This is a genomic window from Rhodococcus sp. NPDC003348, assembly GCF_053589375.1.
Genome location: NZ_JBSFRT010000016.1, coordinates 37,610 through 55,275, shown reverse-complemented (window position 1 = coordinate 55,275; position 17,666 = coordinate 37,610). Strand labels below are relative to the sequence as shown.

At 70.0% G+C, this 17,666-nt stretch carries 20 protein-coding genes; 8 read left to right on the top strand and 12 right to left on the bottom strand.

All coding sequences use genetic code 11. The features are described 5' to 3' along the window. The first annotated feature begins 43 nt into the window (after positions 1-43). The 3 genes from ACWDU4_RS13050 (at position 44) to ACWDU4_RS13040 (ending at position 2,517) form a co-directional block, all read left to right on the top strand. On the top strand, positions 44-877 hold the full coding sequence (locus tag ACWDU4_RS13050) for a glutamate ABC transporter substrate-binding protein (protein ID WP_450114326.1): 834 nt from the start codon (positions 44-46) through the stop codon (positions 875-877). Positions 878-946: 69 nt separating this feature from the next. Beyond that, on the top strand, positions 947-1,627 hold the full coding sequence (locus tag ACWDU4_RS13045) for an amino acid ABC transporter permease (RefSeq protein WP_450114325.1): 681 nt from the start codon (positions 947-949) through the stop codon (positions 1,625-1,627). Further along, complete coding sequence (locus ACWDU4_RS13040) at positions 1,624-2,517, top strand: amino acid ABC transporter permease (protein ID WP_450114324.1); 894 nt, start codon at positions 1,624-1,626, stop codon at positions 2,515-2,517. The genes ACWDU4_RS13045 and ACWDU4_RS13040 overlap by 4 nt, the downstream gene beginning before the upstream one ends. 31 nt (positions 2,518-2,548) lie before the next feature. On the opposite strand, the gene recX is transcribed toward ACWDU4_RS13040, so the two are convergent. The 6 genes from recX to ACWDU4_RS13010 form a co-directional block, all read right to left on the bottom strand. After that, positions 2,549-3,166, bottom strand: a complete 618-nt coding sequence (gene recX, locus ACWDU4_RS13035; protein WP_450114323.1) for a recombination regulator RecX — start codon at positions 3,164-3,166, stop codon at positions 2,549-2,551. A gap of 10 nt (positions 3,167-3,176) precedes the next feature. Then, positions 3,177-4,220 carry a recombinase RecA gene (gene recA, locus ACWDU4_RS13030; RefSeq protein ID WP_450114322.1) on the bottom strand — a complete coding sequence of 348 codons (1,044 nt, stop codon included), beginning with the start codon at positions 4,218-4,220 and terminating at the stop codon, positions 3,177-3,179. A 188-nt stretch (positions 4,221-4,408) separates the two neighbouring features. Then, the gene (locus tag ACWDU4_RS13025; protein WP_450114321.1) at positions 4,409-4,603 is read right to left on the bottom strand and encodes a DUF3046 domain-containing protein; all 195 of its coding nucleotides are present in this window, start codon (positions 4,601-4,603) and stop codon (positions 4,409-4,411) included. Between the two features lie 45 nt (positions 4,604-4,648). Further along, entirely contained in the window at positions 4,649-5,815 is a 1,167-nt protein-coding gene (locus ACWDU4_RS13020) for a glycosyltransferase (RefSeq protein ID WP_450114320.1), read from the bottom strand. A 336-nt stretch (positions 5,816-6,151) separates the two neighbouring features. Further along, positions 6,152-6,973: a CPBP family intramembrane glutamic endopeptidase gene (locus ACWDU4_RS13015; protein WP_450114319.1), complete on the bottom strand. Its 822-nt coding sequence runs from the start codon at positions 6,971-6,973 to the stop codon at positions 6,152-6,154. A 92-nt stretch (positions 6,974-7,065) separates the two neighbouring features. Then, positions 7,066-8,049 carry an LLM class F420-dependent oxidoreductase gene (locus ACWDU4_RS13010; RefSeq protein WP_450114318.1) on the bottom strand — a complete coding sequence of 328 codons (984 nt, stop codon included), beginning with the start codon at positions 8,047-8,049 and terminating at the stop codon, positions 7,066-7,068. A 210-nt stretch (positions 8,050-8,259) separates the two neighbouring features. Here ACWDU4_RS13010 and ACWDU4_RS13005 point away from each other — a divergent pair, with 210 nt between their 5' ends. Beyond that, positions 8,260-8,415: a hypothetical protein gene (locus tag ACWDU4_RS13005; protein WP_450114317.1), complete on the top strand. Its 156-nt coding sequence runs from the start codon at positions 8,260-8,262 to the stop codon at positions 8,413-8,415. Beyond that, entirely contained in the window at positions 8,412-8,936 is a 525-nt protein-coding gene (locus ACWDU4_RS13000) for a pyridoxamine 5'-phosphate oxidase family protein (protein ID WP_450114316.1), read from the top strand. Before ACWDU4_RS13005 ends, ACWDU4_RS13000 begins: the two co-directional genes overlap by 4 nt. On the opposite strand, the gene ACWDU4_RS12995 is transcribed toward ACWDU4_RS13000, so the two are convergent. The 3 genes from ACWDU4_RS12995 to ACWDU4_RS12985 form a co-directional block, all read right to left on the bottom strand. Next, positions 8,933-9,463 (bottom strand): DinB family protein, encoded by a 531-nt coding sequence (locus ACWDU4_RS12995; protein WP_450114315.1) that lies wholly within the window; start codon positions 9,461-9,463, stop codon positions 8,933-8,935. The genes ACWDU4_RS13000 and ACWDU4_RS12995 overlap by 4 nt on opposite strands. Before the next feature lie 132 nt (positions 9,464-9,595). Beyond that, the gene (locus tag ACWDU4_RS12990; RefSeq protein ID WP_450114314.1) at positions 9,596-11,098 is read right to left on the bottom strand and encodes a glycerol-3-phosphate dehydrogenase/oxidase; all 1,503 of its coding nucleotides are present in this window, start codon (positions 11,096-11,098) and stop codon (positions 9,596-9,598) included. Positions 11,099-11,135: 37 nt separating this feature from the next. Next, on the bottom strand, positions 11,136-11,747 hold the full coding sequence (locus tag ACWDU4_RS12985; protein WP_450114313.1) for a TetR/AcrR family transcriptional regulator: 612 nt from the start codon (positions 11,745-11,747) through the stop codon (positions 11,136-11,138). Positions 11,748-11,824: 77 nt separating this feature from the next. Between ACWDU4_RS12985 and ACWDU4_RS12980 the strand changes: the two genes are divergently transcribed. Both ACWDU4_RS12980 and ACWDU4_RS12975 read left to right on the top strand, forming a co-directional pair. Beyond that, the gene (locus tag ACWDU4_RS12980) at positions 11,825-13,405 is read left to right on the top strand and encodes an FAD-binding oxidoreductase (RefSeq protein ID WP_450114382.1); all 1,581 of its coding nucleotides are present in this window, start codon (positions 11,825-11,827) and stop codon (positions 13,403-13,405) included. After that, positions 13,402-14,334 (top strand): diacylglycerol kinase, encoded by a 933-nt coding sequence (locus tag ACWDU4_RS12975; RefSeq protein ID WP_450114312.1) that lies wholly within the window; start codon positions 13,402-13,404, stop codon positions 14,332-14,334. The genes ACWDU4_RS12980 and ACWDU4_RS12975 overlap by 4 nt, the downstream gene beginning before the upstream one ends. A 19-nt stretch (positions 14,335-14,353) precedes the next feature. Here the strand turns inward: ACWDU4_RS12975 and ACWDU4_RS12970 are convergent, their stop codons facing one another. Then, complete coding sequence (locus ACWDU4_RS12970) at positions 14,354-15,076, bottom strand: PIG-L deacetylase family protein (RefSeq protein ID WP_450114311.1); 723 nt, start codon at positions 15,074-15,076, stop codon at positions 14,354-14,356. A gap of 5 nt (positions 15,077-15,081) precedes the next feature. Continuing rightward, positions 15,082-16,239 carry an MFS transporter gene (locus tag ACWDU4_RS12965; RefSeq protein ID WP_450114381.1) on the bottom strand — a complete coding sequence of 386 codons (1,158 nt, stop codon included), beginning with the start codon at positions 16,237-16,239 and terminating at the stop codon, positions 15,082-15,084. 144 nt (positions 16,240-16,383) lie between these two features. Here ACWDU4_RS12965 and ACWDU4_RS12960 point away from each other — a divergent pair, with 144 nt between their 5' ends. Continuing rightward, positions 16,384-17,271, top strand: coding sequence for a LysR family transcriptional regulator (locus ACWDU4_RS12960; RefSeq protein ID WP_450114310.1), 888 nt, complete (start codon positions 16,384-16,386; stop codon positions 17,269-17,271). 19 nt (positions 17,272-17,290) lie between these two features. Here the strand turns inward: ACWDU4_RS12960 and ACWDU4_RS12955 are convergent, their stop codons facing one another. After that, positions 17,291-17,464, bottom strand: coding sequence for a hypothetical protein (locus ACWDU4_RS12955; RefSeq protein ID WP_450114309.1), 174 nt, complete (start codon positions 17,462-17,464; stop codon positions 17,291-17,293). Positions 17,465-17,666 lie beyond the last annotated feature (202 nt).

Below are 17,666 nucleotides of genomic sequence, written 5' to 3'. Positions count from 1 at the left end.
CCACCGCCGAAGTTCCGCTGCTCGACCCGAAGGAGAGGAACACATGAGGATCACCCGCGCGCTACGAGTCGGGGTCGGAGTGCTCGCCGTCGCCGTCGTCGCCACCGCCTGTGGCGGCGACGAGGAGAAGAGCGCCAGCCAGAGCGCCGAGTCCGGAACGCTCACGGTCGGCATCAAGTTCGACCAGCCCGGTCTCGGGCTGCGCAACCCCGACGGCACGTTCAGCGGCTTCGACGTCGACGTCGCCACCTACGTCGCGGGCAAGCTCGGCGTCGAGCCGTCCGGGATCACCTTCAAGGAGTCCCCGTCCGCCCAGCGCGAGACGCTGATCCAGAACGGCGAGGTCGACTACGTGGTGGCGACCTACTCGATCACCGACGCCCGCAAGGAGAAGGTCGACTTCGCCGGCCCGTACCTGACCACCGGACAGTCGCTGCTGGTGCGCTCCGACAACACCGACATCACCGGCCCCGAGTCGCTGAACGGCGGCAAGAAGCTGTGCTCGGTGACCGGCTCCACCCCGGCGCAGAAGGTCAAGGACACCTACGCCAACGAGGTGCAGCTGCAGGAGTTCGACACCTACTCCGCGTGCGTCGAGGCGCTGCGCAACGGTGCCGTGGACGCGGTGACCACCGACGCGATCATCCTGGCCGGCTACGCCGCCCAGTATCCCGGCCAGCTCAAGGTCGTCGGCGACCAGTTCACCACCGAGAACTACGGCGTCGGACTGGCCAAGGGTGACGACGAGACCCGCGCCAAGATCAACGACGCCATCGAGGCGATGATCGCCGACGGCTCCTGGCAGGCGGCGCTGGAGAAGAACGTCGGACCGTCCGGCTACCCGATCCCCGCGCCCCCCACCGTCAACCGCTACTGACCACCCGACGGCCGCGGACCCGGGCGAGATGCCCGGGCCGCGGCCGTCGCCGCCGCACCCGGGAGTGACGTGGACCTGCTCAGCAAGTACGGGGATCAGCTGATCTCCGCGTTCTGGACGACGATCGAACTGACCGCGCTGTCCGCGGTCGGCGCACTCGTCATCGGCACGGTGCTCGCCGCGATGCGGGTCTCCCCCGTCCCGGTGGCCCGCTGGCTCGGCACGGCCTACGTGACCGTCTTCCGCAACACCCCGCTGACGCTGATCATCCTCTTCTGCTCGTTCGGCCTGTACCAGACGATGGGTGTGCGGCTGGCCCCGGAGAACTCCCCGACCTCGCTGGTGGACAACAACTTCCGACTCGCCGTCCTCGGACTGGCCGTGTACACGGCGGCCTTCGTGTGCGAGTCGCTCCGCGCAGGCATCAACACGGTGCACGTCGGCCAGGCCGAGGCGGGCCGGTCGCTGGGCCTGACGTTCGGGCAGAACCTGCGGTTGATCGTGCTGCCGCAGGCCTTCCGGACGGTGATCGCCCCGCTCGGCAGTGTCCTGATCGCGCTGACCAAGAACACCACGATCGCGTCGGTGATCGGAGTGGCGGAGGCGTCGCTGCTGATGAAGACCATGATCGAGAACGAGGCGGCGATCTTCGTGGTCGGCGGGATCTTCGCGCTTGGCTTCGTGATCCTGACCCTGCCCATGGGTCTGCTGTTCGGCTATCTCGGCAAGCGGATGGAGGTGGCACGGTGACCCGGGCGACAGCAACCCCTCAGGCGACCGTCCTCTACGACGCCCCAGGACCCCGCGCCCGCACGCTCCACCGGCTCGCCTCGGTGGCCGTGGCGGCGCTCCTCGTTGCCGTCGGCTATCTGGTGTACCGGGCGCTCGACGCCAAGGGCCAGTTGACGGCGGAGAAATGGAGTCCGTTCACCGAGACGACGTCCTGGACGACGTACCTCCTCCCGGGCATCCGCGGCACGCTCACCGCCGCCGCCATCTCGATCGTGCTCGCATTGATCCTCGGTGTGCTCCTCGGCGTCGGCCGACTGTCGGACCACCGGATCGTCCGGACGGCGTGCGGTTTCGTCGTCGAACTGTTCCGCGCCATCCCGGTGCTGATCCTGATGATCTTCGCCTACCAGGTGTTCGCCGACTACCAGGTGTTCAAGGCGAAGTACCTGGCGCTCGCCGCGGTGGTGACGGGTCTGACGCTCTACAACGGCTCGGTGATCGCCGAGATCGTGCGCGCCGGGATCACCTCCCTCCCGCGGGGGCAGACCGAGGCCGCGAAGGCTCTCGGGATGCGCAAGGGCCTGATCACACGCACGATTCTGCTGCCGCAGGCGATCACGACGATGCTGCCGGCGATCATCTCCCAGATGGTGGTGGCGCTGAAGGACTCCGCGCTCGGCTACCTGATCGGCTACGTCGAGGTCGTGCGATCCGGCCAGCAACTGGGCGCGTTCTACGGCAACTACCTGCCGTCGCTCCTGGTGGTCGCGGCGATCATGATCGTGCTCAACTCGGCCCTGTCCGCGCTCGCGACGTACGTCGAGAAGCGTCTGCGCAGCGGCAAGAAGGGCCGCCCGGCGGTCGCGCCACCGGTACCGCCCGCCGCACCGGGCATGGACATGGTGTGACGGCCGCGTCGACCCGGGCGACGCTCCGGCCTCAGCGGTCGTCCAAACCCTCGGTGTCCGAGCCGGCCTGCGCGAGCTCGGTCTTCACCACGTCGAAGCACATGCCTTGCGGGTAGCCGCGACGCGCCAGCATCGACACCAGCCGGCGCACCAGACGGTCGCGTTCGCTGCTGCGTCCGCCCGGACCGTCCACCTCGAAGTCCAGGGAGGCGGTCCGCAGCTTCCGGCGCACCAGTTCGGCGGCGCGTTCGCGTTCGTCGTCGCCGTCGATCTGATCGAGAGCGACCGCCGCGACATCGGGGGCAACGCCCTTGGTGCGCAGTTCCATCGCCAGCGCACGCCTGCCCTTGCCGGAGTACGTGTGCCGTGAGTGCACCCACTGGGAGGCGAACGCGGCGTCGTCGACCAACCCGACCTCGGTGAGCCGGTCCAGGACCCGCACGATCACCTCGACGTCGAAACCCTTGTCCGTCAACTTCTTCGACAGTTCCGCACGACTGCGCGCGCGGTCCGTCAGGAGGCGCAGGCACAGATCCTTGGCCTGCGCCTCCTGCTCGGCCGGTGAGCGGGAGGCGACGTCGCCGGCCCGCCGTGAGTCGCCGTCACCGGTCCGCCTGCGGGACCTCCGCGGGCGGTCGTCCGGTTCCACGGTGGATCTCCTAGAAGTCGACGGGCGCGTCGTCGCCGCCCTCCGCGGTCACGTCGGCACCGATGCCCAGCTTCTCCTTGATCTTCTTCTCGATCTCGTCACGGATGTCGGTGTTCTCCAGCAGGAACTTCCGGGCATTCTCCTTGCCCTGCCCGAGCTGGTCGCCCTCGTAGGTGAACCAGGAGCCCGACTTGCGAATGAAGCCGTGCTCGACGCCCATGTCGATCAGCGACCCCTCCTTGGAGATGCCCTGACCGTAGAGGATGTCGAACTCGGCCTGCTTGAACGGCGGCGACACCTTGTTCTTGACGACCTTGACGCGGGTGCGGTTACCGACCGCGTCGCCGCCGTCCTTGAGGGTTTCGATGCGGCGCACGTCCAGGCGCACCGAGGAGTAGAACTTGAGCGCCTTACCACCGGTGGTGGTCTCCGGGGAGCCGAACATCACGCCGATCTTCTCGCGCAGCTGGTTGATGAAGATCGCGGTGGTGCCCGAGTTGTTCAGCGCACCGGTCATCTTGCGCAGCGCCTGGCTCATCAGGCGGGCCTGCAGACCGACGTGGCTGTCACCCATCTCGCCCTCGATCTCGGCGCGCGGCACCAGCGCGGCCACCGAGTCGACGACGATGATGTCGAGTGCGCCGGAGCGGATCAGCATGTCCGCGATCTCGAGGGCCTGCTCACCGGTGTCCGGCTGCGAGACCAGCAGCGCGTCGGTGTCGACACCGAGCTTGCGGGCGTACTCCGGATCGAGTGCGTGCTCGGCGTCGATGAACGCGGCGATGCCGCCGGCGGCCTGCGCGTTGGCGACCGCGTGCAGTGCGACGGTCGTCTTACCCGAGGACTCCGGGCCGTAGATCTCGACGACGCGACCGCGGGGCAGACCACCGATGCCGAGTGCGACGTCGAGGGCGATGGAACCGGTGGGGATCACCGAGATGGGCTGGCGAGCCTCCTCGCCGAGACGCATCACCGAACCCTTGCCGAAGTTCTTGTCGATCTGCGCCAGTGCGAGCTCGAGCGCCTTGTCGCGATCGTGTGCCTGCGGTGCCATCGGTTCTCCTTAGTCAACGACTGGTGTTCGGTCAGCACTCGTGATCCGAGCGGTTCTTCTTGATGCCGTCACCGTAGACGGGGGCACCGACAAACTTTGCCGACGCGACCTGACGAGCACCCCCCAAGCATAGGCGAACACCTGTTCGAGTCAACGGGCCGGGCGGCGTGTCGGCCGCGTCCGGGCTCCTACCAGCGATTGCGGGGCACGTCGAACTCGGCGCACAGCGCGCGCCACACCTCCCGCGGCTCGCGACCGTCCTCGATCGCCTGGGCCGCGGTCTTTCCGCCCAGGCTGAGCAGCACGTGGTCCACCAGCAGGGATTCGCCGTAGAGACGGCCGAACTCGCCGTGCACCAGTTCGTTGAACTCGGTCAGTCGCACGACTTCACGGTAGCCGACGGCCGCGAACCCTCGGGGCCGAGACCGTCAGGGCAGCGACAGCCCCGCCTCGGCCGCCGCCCGGCACACCGCCACCGGATCCTCGACGTCGCCGGCGGTCCGCGCGGCCTCCCGCGCCGCCTCCCCGAACGACGGCTCGTCGAGCATCCGCAGCACCGCCTCCCGAAGCGCGTCGACGGTCAGCGGGCGCACCACCAGGGCACTGCCCTGCCGGGCCGCCCGGTTCGCCAGCTCCCACTGGTCACCGCCGCCCGGCACGGTCACCGCGGGAACCCCGGCCAGGAGCGTCTTCGCCAGCATGCCGTGGCCGCCGCCGCACACCACCACCGACGAATCGGCGAGCAGCGCGTCCTGCCTTCCGAGGCCCGCCCGCGCCCAGGACGGCAGGTCGGCAGGTGGGGCGTCGAGCATCGACGCCACCACCCGCACCCCGGTCCCGTCGAGCGCGGTCAGCGCGGTTTCGAGCATGCCCTCGGCACCCGTGTGCGCGGTCGACGGCGCGATCGTCACCAGCGGGCCGTCCCCGGGCGGCAGCCCGAGGAGATCGGTCGTCGGCTCCCACAACAGGGGGCCGACGACGTGCGCGTGTTCGGGCCAGTCCGGCCGCGGCACCTCCAGCGCGGGCACGGTCGCGATCAGCCGGGCCACCGGGCCCGGATCCTGCGCGGGCAACCCGACCCCGACGCGCGCCTCGGACCGCTGGCGCAGACCCTGTTTGATGGACCGGGCGGTGGCCGCCCGCATCAGGGCATCGCGTGCGCGTCCGCGCAGGCCCTCCCCCGGCGCGAGGCCGCTGCCGATCGGCGGCAGTCCCTTCGACGGGAGGTACAGCGGATGCGGGGACAACTCCACCCAGGGCACGTCGAGTCGCTCGGCGGCCATGCCGCCACCGGCGGTGAGGATGTCCGAGACCACCAGTTCCGGCAGCATCGCGCTCAGGTCCGGCAGGATCTCGGTGGAGATGTATGCCGCCCGGGAATGGATCCGCGCGCCTGCGTCGAGGTCGTCGTCCTCGGGCCGCGGCGCCAGCCCCTTGAGCTTGCGCACCGAGATCCCGGCCCCCCGCGCCGCATCGAGCCATCGATCTCCGGTGAACAGCACCGGATCATCCCCCGCGGCAATCAGTTTCAGACACAGAGCGATGGCGGGAATGGCATGACCGGGATCAGGTCCGGCGACGACTGCGACGCGCATCCGACCAGGGTGCCACAGTGCCGGTCCGGCGGAGCCGATCCGGCGTGACCTGTCGCTCGGTGGCGCGCGGCCGGTCGCCCCCGAAGGCCACACCGACGTCCTGCGGATTCTCGACGAACGCCGGGTCGGCCTGGCCAAACAGAACCGCCGACTCGTCAACCAGCTCCACGACCTACTGCGGGAGCTGTTCCCCGGCGGGATGGAACGCGAATTCCACACCGCCCCAGCGGTGTGAACTCTTCCTCGCCCGGTGCCGCAGACCTACCGCGGTGGCTGATTCGGCGACGTGCCTACCCGGCGCGACTGTGGACGCACTCCGCGCCGGGCCGGGCGTCACTAGGTGAGGGACGCGACCGCGTTGTCGCCGGCGCGGTCGGCCGGCTCGATGCTCCGCCTCTTGACGAGGAGAATGATCGCGAGGATCGGGTAGGCCAGCAGAGGCGCGAATGTTCCGAGGTACGCCTGCTGGTCCAGCAGGATGGCCGCCCCGGTGAGCAGCGAGAAGTCGAAGAGTCCGTGCATGACGGAGTTGAGTGCGTTGCTGCCCGAGACACGGCGCGTGAGGTAGAAGAAGTATCCCGCGAGGCTGACGATGACCGCCTGGGCGATCGCGCCTGCGCCGCCGCCGGTGAAGGCGTTCGACAGGTGCACCACGCCGAAGATGAGGCTGGACCACAGGGCGACCTGCCCTTCGCGAAGGCCGTGTTGGCGCAGCACCGTCACACCGATGCCGCGGAACATGCCCTCTTCGCCCCAGCCGACGAACTGCGTGGCGATGAGCAGGCAGACGATGAACAGCCAGCCCTTTTCCGAGAGTGCGCTGTAGTTGACACCCAGCAGGATCGCGCCGAGAAGGATGGCCGGCACGACCCAAACCCATCGGTTGACCGGGCGGTCGTCCTTCATCACGGGCCGCCACCACCCGAGCGCGGCAATGACTCCGTAGGTGAAGATCACGGAGAGTCCCAGTGGGATCAGCATGGTGAAGGCCACCCCTCGGGTGGTCAGGATGTCGTCCTCGTCGGCCCAGTTGCCGATCAGCGTCCCGCTGATCTTGATGATTACGAGGTAGGCGATGACGATCACAGCGAAGGCCAGGTACGAGAGGTGGCGGCCCGCGATCCCTGGCGGCGCGGCCTCGTGCTTCGATGTAGTCATTGCGCAAGACTAAGCAGGTAATTTGCTCAATTGCGTGATTGAAACGCAGTGTGTGTGGCCACCTTCCGCCCACCGTGTGGTCGGGAGATCACTCAGCCGGCCACCAGCGGTCCGAGGGTACGGCCGGCCAACTCCACGATCCCCGGTTCGGCCCCGTTGAGAACGAGATTGATCACGACCCCGTCGACCCCACGGTCCAGGACCCGGGTCTGGATCTGCTCGGCCACCTCGTCCGGGTCGCCGACGAACTGCCGGTCGGTGGCGGCGGCGCGCGCCGCGTCGTCCAGGGTGTCGAGGTCGACTCCGCGGGAGAGCAGGAACTCGCGCTGCAGCTGCCGGGCGCGGTCGCCGCTCTCGTCGACGATGACGGACGCGAGGTAGCTGGTCTCGAGGGTGGAGCGGTCCCGGCCGGCCTCCTCGCACCGCTGCTCGAGGGCGTCGAGCTTGCGTGGCAGTTCCGTGGTGTTGCAGATGATGTTCAGGTGATCGGCGTACCGGGCCGCGTATCCGAACGTCCTGCGTTCGCCGCCACCACCGAGGAGTACCGGCAGGTCGTTGCGGATCCGGGGCTCGTTGATCGCGCTCTCGGTGCGGTACCAGGCGCCCTCGACGGTGGGACGCTGCCCGCGCAGCATCGGCACGATGATCTCGAGCGCTTCACCGAGCCGGTCCATGCGCTCGGCGACGGTGCCGAACTCGTAGCCGAACTGGCGGTGCTCCAGCTCGAACCACCCGGCACCGATCCCGAGCACCGCGCGACCCCCGCTCACCACGTCCAGGGTGGTGACGGTCTTGGCGAGCATCGGCGGGTTCCGGTAGGTGTTGCCGGTGACCAGCGCCGACAGCTTGATGTCGGTGGTGGCCATCGCCAGCCCCGACAGCGCCGTGTACGCCTCGAGCATCGGCTCGTCGGGCTCGCCGATCCCGGGCAGTTGGTAGAAGTGGTCCATCACGAACGCGGTGTCGAAGCCCGCCGCCTCGGCCTCGCGGGCCTGTGCGACGACGGTCGGGAACAGTTCCCGGACCGGGGTTCCGTAGCTGAAGTTGGGCATCTGGTATCCGAGCCGAATGCTCATGGCGCCCAACGCTACGCCGCGCAGCCGCCTCGCGGGCACCGATCGGGCGAGCGGCCGAAGGTGGCAACAACCTTCACCCCAGGGTCACTGGCGGCGGACCCGGGCGGGACCGATCCTGGGGTCGACGACTTCCCGGCACGAATGTCGCAGCACGAATTTGCAGCACGAATTTTGCAGCACGAATTTCTCGGGGATCCGAGGTGGACAACGATGACCGGTACCGATCGAGGCTCGAACGGAGAGGTCGGCCTCGACGCCGCGTGTGGCACCCGCGGCGAGACGGCAATGCAGGACGAGCTGGGGACCTCCTTCCGCGCCGAACGCTTCTATTCGCGCCAGATGTGCAGCCGCCTGAACCCGCGATGATCGAGTTCGTCCGGCGGATGGATCTGCTGTTCATCGGGACCGCGTCGGCCGACGGGTCGTGTGACGTGTCGATGCGGGCCGGACCGCCGGGATTCGTCCGGGTCTTCTCCCCCGACCTGATCGGCTATCCCGAGTATCAGGGCAACGGGGTGATGGCGAGCCTGGGCAACATCGTCGAGAACCCGCACATCGGCCTGTTCATGGCGGACTTCGTCACCGACCTGATCGGCCTGCACGTCAACGGCGCCGCACTCGTCGTCCCCGACGACCAGGTGCGCCTCGCGCACCCGGACCTCCCGCCGGAACAGGTGCGCGGGCGTCGCGCCGAGCGCTGGGTCCTCGTTCACGTCGAGGAGGCGTACATCCACTGCCGCAAGCACATACCGAAAGATGATCCCGGCCGACCGCGCCCGCGAGTGGGGCACCCACACCCCGGAACACAGCACCCACAACCCCGAGCGCAGCGGCGGCGACTACTTCGGTGTCGCCGCCGAGCGCGGGCGGCCTCGATGACCCGCTAGAACTCCATCCCGGCGTCGGCCCCCATCTGCATCGTGGTGTTCGCGCCGTCGAGGCTCTCGCGGATGATGTCGGCATGCCCGGCGTGCTGCGCGGTCTCCCGCAGGATGTGCATCAGGATCTTCCGCCCGCTCCACCACTCCCGTTCGGGTGACCACGGCGCGGTCGGCAGGGGCACCGGCAGGTCCAGGTCGACGTCCCGGATGGCGGCCTCGGTCTCCCGGGCGGCGACCGCGTAGTCGGCGAGCAGGGTTTCGAGCGTCTCGTCGCGGCCGACGGTCCACGACTGCATCCCGGCCGCCATGTCGAACTCGGCGGTCTCGTCCCGCGAGGTCATCGTGTGGACCCAGCCCCGCTCGGTTCCGGTGACGTGCTTGAGAAGCGCAATGAGCGTCAGTTCACTTGCCGTCGACCGGGTACGCGCACCGGCGTCGTCGAGGCCACGAAAGGTGATCAGGAACGTGCGGCGCTGCTCGGTGAGCAGGTCGAGGATGTCGGACTTCGCGGCGTTCTGGGAATCGGTGGTCATGGCGGTCGCTCTCCCGGGAGGTCGGTGCAGCCTTGTCGAACCGGACCCGCCCCACGCTACGTCGGGCCTCCGACAGATACCGGGTCGGCAGGACTCCGAGTTCGCAGGACTCCGAGCCTGCCTGACATCGGCTCAGCCGAGCGCTTCGCTCGCCGCGTCGAGGGCGCGTGCCCGGTCGGCCGGAACGAGACCGATGCGGGTACGGCGGTCTAGCAGATCGCCGACGTCGAGGGCGCCCTCGTGCCCGACGGCGAAGGCGAGTTCCGCGCGGGTGACGTCGAGGCCGTCCGCGACCGGTGTGAGGTCACCGGCCTCTGCGACGGCCGCCGACTCGGCGCCGTACCGGGTGACCAGCGAGGCCGGCAGTCCCGTCGGGGCAGGTCCGGCCCCGACGACCGGAAGGTTCGTCGTCACACAGGACCCGGCCGCGAGGCCACCCGCCCGGATCGCGGCGTCGACGGCATCCTGCGCCATCTTCCGGTAGGTGGTCAGCTTGCCGCCCACGACGCTCACGACGCCGTTGCCCGACGTCAGGACTGCGTGATTGCGGGACAGGTCGGCGGTGGCGCCGTCGCCGGTGTCGAGCAGCGGACGCAGGCCCGCGTAGCTCGCGAGCACGTCGGCGCGGGTCAGCTCGCCACCGAGCGCGGTGTTGACGGTTGTCAACAGGAAGTCGATCTCGACGTCGGTGGCGACCGGCACGTCGGGAATCTCCCCCGGCGCCGCCTCGTCGGTCAACCCGAGGTACACCCGCCCGAGCTGCGCGGGCAGGGCGAACACGAAGCGGTTGGTCTCGCCCGGGATCGGCACGGTCAGCGCCGCCGTCGGGTTGCCGAGCCGCTCGGCCGACAGCACCAGGTGGGTGCCGCGGCTGGGCTTGAGCGTGATGTCGGGGTCGACCTGCCCGGCCCACACCCCGGCGGCGTTGACCACGGCCCGTGCCCGGACGGTGAGTTCCTCCCCGGTCAGTTCGTCGCGCAGGCGCGCGGAATCGCCGGTGACGTCATGCGCGGCGACCCGGGTCAGGATCTTCGCGCCGTGACCGGCGGCGGTACGGGCGATCGCGACAACCAGACGGGCATCGTCGACCAACTGGCCGTCGTAGGCGAGCAGTCCCCCGCGCAACCCCTCGCGGCGAACCGCAGGCGCCAGCGCGATCGCGGCGGCGGCGCCGATGCGACGCGACCGCGGCAGCACCGAGGCCGGGGTGCGCGCCGTCGCGCGCAATGCGTCACCGGCGAGGAAACCGGTACGCACCAACGCCTTCTCGAACCGGCCGACGGACGGCAGCAGCGGCACCAGCTGCGGCAACGCCCGGATCAGGTGTGGCGCCGTGCGGGTCATCAGGATGCCGCGTTCGACGGCACTCTCCCGCGCGATACCGACATTGCCGGTCGCCAGGTAGCGCAGCCCGCCGTGCGCGAGTTTCGAACTCCACCGGCTGGTGCCGAAGGCGAGGTCGCGGCGTTCGACGAGGACGGTCCGCAACCCTCGGGACGCGGCGTCGAGCGCGACCCCGACCCCGGTGACGCCGCCACCGATCACCAGGACGTCGATCGGGTCGCCGTCCCCGAGTCCGGCGAGCTCCCGGGTGCGGCGGGTGGCATTGAGTGCGGTCGGCGCATGAGCGTGCAAGTTGGGCTCCTTGTTCCGGGTCCCGGAGTTCCGGGTCTCAGACGGGCGGTGGGGTCAGATAGGAATCGACGGCGGTGGAAAGCTCCGCGATCAGCATCTCGGGCGCCAGCAGTTCGGCGACCATGCCTGCGGACTGAACGGCGGACTGCGTCATCAGCAGCACCATGGTGGCGATGACGGACGGATCGCCCGCGCGGATCGAACCGTCCACCTGACCGGCCGCGACGACCGGGACGAGGTGGTCGATGATGGCGCGCTGGCTGGCGCCGAGCCGGTCGACGATGTAGGGAATCAGCAGTTCGGGGTCGGACCGCAGGATCTTCACGAACAGCGGGTGGGTGCGCACGGTCTCGGCCGCCACCGCCACTGCGCGCACCAACTGCTCGCGTACCGGTCCGTCCTGCGGGATCAGCGGGATCGCCGACCCGATCTCGCGCGTCAGCAGGTCCCCGACCACCGCGCGGGTGTCCGGCCATCGCCGGTAGACGGTCGGGCGGCTGACGCCGGCGCGCCGGGCGATCTCCGCGAGTGTCGTGCGACGCAGGCCGAACTCGAGCACGCAGGTCCGTGCCGCGTCGAGGATCTGGTCGTCGACGCTGCGTGGCTGTTCGAGCTCCACTGTCTCGATTTCTTCGTTACGGATAGACATCGTGTGTAACACTGTAACGCATGACCGACTTCACAGCGCCCGAATCTCTCGAGCGTCCGGCGACCGAGGCACCGACGATGGAGTGGGACGCCTGGGGACTCGACGCATTCCGCAAGCAACTCTCCCCACAGATCCTGTCCCTGCTCGGCACCGCACTTGGGGTCGGTGCGCAGCAGTCCGCTCCCCCCACCGAATCCGAGGTCACCCTGCGACCGAGCACGCTGACCGACGCGCACCGGGCCGCGCTCGACGAACTCGTGGGCGCGGATCACGTCCGCACCGACGAGGGCGCCCGCCTCCGGCACGCCGGCGGCAAGTCCACCCCGGACCTGCTGCGCCGCAAGGACACCCACGCACAGGATGCCCCCGACGCGGTGGTGCTCCCCGGGTCCCACGAGCAGGTGGTCGACCTGCTGCAGTGGTGCACGGAAAACGCGGTCGCGGTGGTCCCGTTCGGCGGTGGCACGAGCGTCGTCGGCGGCGTCGATCCGGTACGAGGACGATTCGGCACGGTCCTCGCCCTCGACCTACGCCGTCTGAACGCCCTCGTCGACCTCGATCCGGTGTCCGGGATCGCGGTTCTGCAGGCCGGACTGACCGGACCGCAGGCGGAGGAACTGCTCGGCGCGCACGGATTCTCACTCGGCCACTTCCCGCAGAGCTACCAGTTCGCCACCATCGGCGGCTTCGCGGCCACCCGATCCTCGGGGCAGGCGTCCGCCGGATACGGCCGCTTCGACGACATGGTCCAGCGCATGCGCGTCGCCACCCCGACCGGCACACTCGACCTCGGCCGCGGTCCCGCCTCCGCCGCCGGACCCGACCTGCGCGAACTGTTCGTCGGCTCCGAGGGCACCTTCGGCGTCATCACCGACGTCACGGTCCGGGTTCATCCCACGCCCGCGACCACCTCGTACCGGGCCTGGTCGTTCCCCGATTTCGAGACCGGGGCGAACGCGCTGCGCGCCGTCATCCAGACCGGCGCCGCCCCCACCGTGATGCGCCTGTCCGACGAGGCCGAGACCGGCATCAACCTGGCCCTGGCCGGGGACATCGGCGGCGAGAGCCCGACCGCGGGATGCCTGGCGATCACCACGTTCGAGGGCACCGAGGCGCACGTGCGGGCACGCTCCGAGGAGGCGGGCGCGCTGCTGGCCGCGGCCGGCGGCACCGACCTCGGCGACGGCCCGGCCCGCGCGTGGGAGCACGGCCGCTTCGACGCGCCGTACCAGCGCGACGCCCTGCTGAACGCCGGCGCGATCGTCGAGACCCTCGAGACCGCGACCCACTGGTCCAACCTGACGAACCTGCGGACGGCGGTCACCGCCGCGCTCACCGAATCCCTTGCCGCGCAGGGCACCCCACCGCTGGTGATGTGCCACATCTCGCACACCTACGCCACCGGCGCCTCGCTGTACTTCACGATCGTGTGCGCGCAGACGAGCGATCCGCTGCCCCAGTGGGAGGCGGCGAAACGGGCGGCCGGGGATGCGATCGTGTCCGCGGGCGGCACCATCACCCACCACCACGCCGTCGGGCGCGACCACCGGCCGTGGATGACCGACGAGATCGGCGAACTCGGCGCGAGCGTGCTGCGAGCGGTCAAGGACGCAATCGACCCCGCCGGGATCCTCAACCCTGGAAAGCTGATCCCATGAAATCGGTGACGGTGCTCACCAATCCGCACGCCGGCGGCGGGCACCCGCACGAGGTGACCGCTGCCGCGACGGCGCGCCTGCGCGAGCGCGGACTCGACGTCACCACGATCGAGGGTCGCACGCCCGAGGAGGCGCTCGCGTTGACGCGCGCCGCCGTCGCCTCCGGCACCGACGCCCTCGTCGCGGTGGGTGGGGACGGGCTGGTGAACATCGCCTGGCAGGCGCTGGCAGGCACCGAGGTCCCGCTGGGCATCGTGCCGGGCGGCACCGGCAACGACCACGCCCGGCTGTTCCGCGTGCCGATGGACGACCCGGCTGCGGCGGCGGACGTCGTGGTGGACGGCGAGGTCGCCGAGGTCGACCTGGGTCGGGCCCTCCTCGGTGACTCCGGCGTGCACTGGTTCGGCACGGTACTGTGCAGCGGGTTCGACTCGCTGGTGACCGAGCGGGCGAACCGGATGACGTGGCCCCGCGGCCCGATGCGCTACAACCTGGCGATGCTCGCCGAGCTGGCGAGCCTGCGGGCGATCGGGTACCGAATCGTCCTCGACGACCGCACCCTCGAGGTGGACGCGGCGATGGTGTCGGTCGGCAACGGCACCTCGTACGGCGGCGGAATGCTGATCGCGCCCGGCGCCAGCGTCACCGACGGTCTGTTCGACGTGGTCGTGGTGTCACCGGGCAGCCGGCTCAAGCTGGTGCGCCTGTTCCCCACCGTCTACAAGGGCACCCACGTGAACCTCGACGAGGTGCAGGTGTACCGCTCCCGGCGCGTCCGGCTGGAGGCTCACATCCCGGGTCGCTCCGCGGGCTCCGCTCCCACCGGGATCGTCGCGTACGCCGACGGGGAACGGATCGCGCCACTGCCCCTCGACATCGAGACGGTGCCGCGGGCCGGTCGAGCCATCGTGGGCGCGCCGATCGGCTGACATCCTGCGGGGCCGGCGGTCAGAACGAGTACAGCTCGAACCCGACCGCCCGCTCCGCGGGGAACCCGACCTTCGGGCCGGTCGCCATCTCGATCTGCGCCGCGGCCTGCTCGGCGACCGGGGTGTCGCTCAGTGCAGCGAGGTAGCGGGCGTGCTCGGACAGCGAGGCCACGGCCCGGTCGACCGTGTCCGTCACGTCGACGGCATGGGTGACGCCGACCATCACGTTGACCGCGACCCAGCGCACGCCTGTCCAGCGGGGCTCGGTCAGGTCGGGGAAGATCCACTCGTTGGCGGCATCGGACACCGCGTCGAGGGCGGCCTGCCCGACCGCCCGGTGGTCGGCGCTGTTTCGCATCCCCGGCGCCCACGTCTCGTGGTGGTTCAGCGTCACCACGAACTCGGGGCGGTGGCGCCGGATCGCCGCGGCCAGCGACCTGCGCAGCGCGAGACCGTACTCGAGGCGGCCGTCCGGATGCCCGAGGAACTCGACCTCGCTCACGCCGACCACGGCGGCCGATCGGCGTTCCTCCGCCTCGCGCAGCGGTGCGCACTCGGCCGGCGCGAGTCCCTCGATTCCCGCCTCGCCGCTGGTGGCGAGAACATAGCGAATGTCCTTGCCCTGCTTCGTCCACCGCGCGACGGCGGCCGCGCAGCCGTACTCGATGTCGTCGGGGTGCGCGACGATGACCACACCGCGCTGCCAGTCCTCGGGGATCGCTTCTGTGCCGGCCGGTTCCATGTCCTTCAGGATGCCTGTTCCGCCGCCGACTCGCGTGCCACGGCGCGCAGGTCCGCCACCCACACCAGCAGGCCGACGATCGCGAGGACCAGGCCGAGCAGGCACACCCCGGGCCAGCCAGCCGACGCCCACGCGAGCGATCCGAGCGCGGAGCCGGTGGCCGCGCCGATGAAGTACGTCGTCATGTAGACGGAGGTCACGCGGGCGCGGGCGTGCGGCGCGAGGGTGTAGATCACGCTCTGATTGCTCACGTGCACGCTCTGCAACGCCATGTCCGCGACGAGCATGGCGGCCAGAAATGCAGGCAGGCTGTGGCCGCCGAGCGCGAACAGCCCCCACGACGCACACAGCAGCACCGCCCCGGTCCCCGTGGTGGCCTGCACGAATCCGCGGTCGGCGAGGCGTCCGGCCGCATTCGCCATCAGAGCCCCGGCGACGCCGGCCAGGCCGACCAGTCCGATCGCGGCATCGTCGAAACCGAAGCTGTCCCCCGAGAGCAGGAACGCCATCGTCGCGAACACGACACCGACGGACGCGAACGCGACCCCGCCGAGCACGCTGCGGATCCGCAGGCGCGGCTCGTCCCGGATCAGTCGCCCCATCGAGACCAGAATCCCGCGGTAACCGAGGCCGAGATCCTCCCTGGAGGGAGGCAGCGCACGCCACAACGCGAGCGCGATCACCACCATCAGCACCGCCGACACCCGGTACACCGTCTGCCAGCCGCCGAGCCCGGACAGCAGCCCCGCGACGCTGCGAGCGAGGAGGATGCCGACGAGCAGACCGCTCATCACCGTGCCGACCGCGGTGGCGCGGCGCTCCGGCGCGGCGAGGGTGGCGGCGAACGGCACCAGCACCTGCGCGGCCACCGAGAAGAGCCCGGCGGCCGCGGTCCCGACCATCAGCCAGCCGATCGACGGCGCGAACCCGCTGACCGCCTGCCCGGCGGCCGCGAGCAGCATCAGGCCGACGCTGAGTGCGCGCCGGTCCAGCAGGTCGCCGAGCGGGACCAGGAACAGCAGGCCGATTCCGTAGGACACCTGCGCGACCGTGACGGTGACCGCCGCCGTCGACTGACTGACGCCCAGCGCATCCGCGATCGAGTCCAGCAGTGGCTGGTTGAAGTAGTTGCCGCCCGCACACAGGCCGGTCGCGACCGCCATGAGGAGCAACAGCGGCCGGGACAGTCCGGTCGAGACAGAGGTGGAGGTCGTGGTCACTCGCTCGATTCTTGGCCCGCACGAAGCATCTGTCTAACATCTGAATCAGATGCTGTTGATCGTGAAATGTGATGAGAGAGTGATTCGGTGGAGTTCCGCCAGCTCAGATACGCGCTCGCCGTGGCCGAGGAACGACACTTCACCCGCGCCGCGCAACGCCTTCACGTGGCCCAGTCCGCACTCAGCCACCAGGTCGCTGCCCTCGAATCCGAACTCGGCGCCCGCCTGTTCGACCGCACCAGCCGCCGGGTGACGCTCACGCCCGCCGGCGAGGACTTCGTGCTGCACGCCCGCGAGGTTCTCGCCGCGACCGAACGGTTGCGGGCCGGAGTGGCGAGCACCACCGACACCGTCGCGGGCGTACTTCGGATCGGCACGATCTCCACACTGACCCAACTGGACCTGCCCGCGCTGGTCCGCGAGTACCGCGACCGCCATCCGGGCGTGTCCGTCCAACTCGTCCCCGCGATGAGCGAAGCAATCGCCGCCCAGGTCGATTCGGGCGACCTCGACCTCGGCTTCATCGGCCTCTGGCACACCCGCCCGCAGGCGGGCCTCGACGCGGTCGCACTCGGCACCGAGCGACTGACCGCCGTCGTCCCGGACGAGCACCCGTGGTCCGGACGAGCCCGGATCACCCTGCTCGACCTCGCCACCGAACCGAGCATCGACTTCCCCGCCGGGACCGGAGCCCGCAGGCAGAGCGACGACGCGTTCACCGCAGCGGGACTGCCACGCCGAGTGGTCGCCGAGGCCGGCTCTGCGGACCTCGTCGCAGAGCTGACCCGCGCCGGCGTCGGGATCGGGATACTGCCCGAGTCCTATGCCCGCGGTTCCGGGCTGCGACTGCTCCCCATCGCCGATGCCCCGATCCGCACGGTCCACCTGGTCACCAACCCGCGCCTGCTGACACCGATCGCACGAGCGTTCGTCGATCTCGCCTGCCTGCATCTGACCGACCCCGAATCCTCGTGACGGCCCGGTCCTCGCGACGTCAGATCCTCGTGACGTCGCTCGAGTCCTTGTCCGAGAACGCCTTGACCAACAGGTAGACACCGAACACGACCGCGCTGACCGCGAGGATCCAGAACAGTCCCTTCACGAGCACCCCGACCAGCGCCAGGGCAACCCACACCAGCGCCACCACGCCGACAATCTTCCAGAACACGTCGGTCCTCCGTTCCATCCGGCGGAACACCACGACTTGGTGGTCCGTTGCCATCCAGCCTGACACGTCGCGAGCTACATATCACCAGCTCAACGGCAAGATCAGGGAAAGATCAGGGTGATCCCCCATGCCCTGCCCACCTCCCGGCGGGGTGGAGGGCGACCACCGTGTGAGCGGCCTGACATAAGCTCGACCGGTCCCC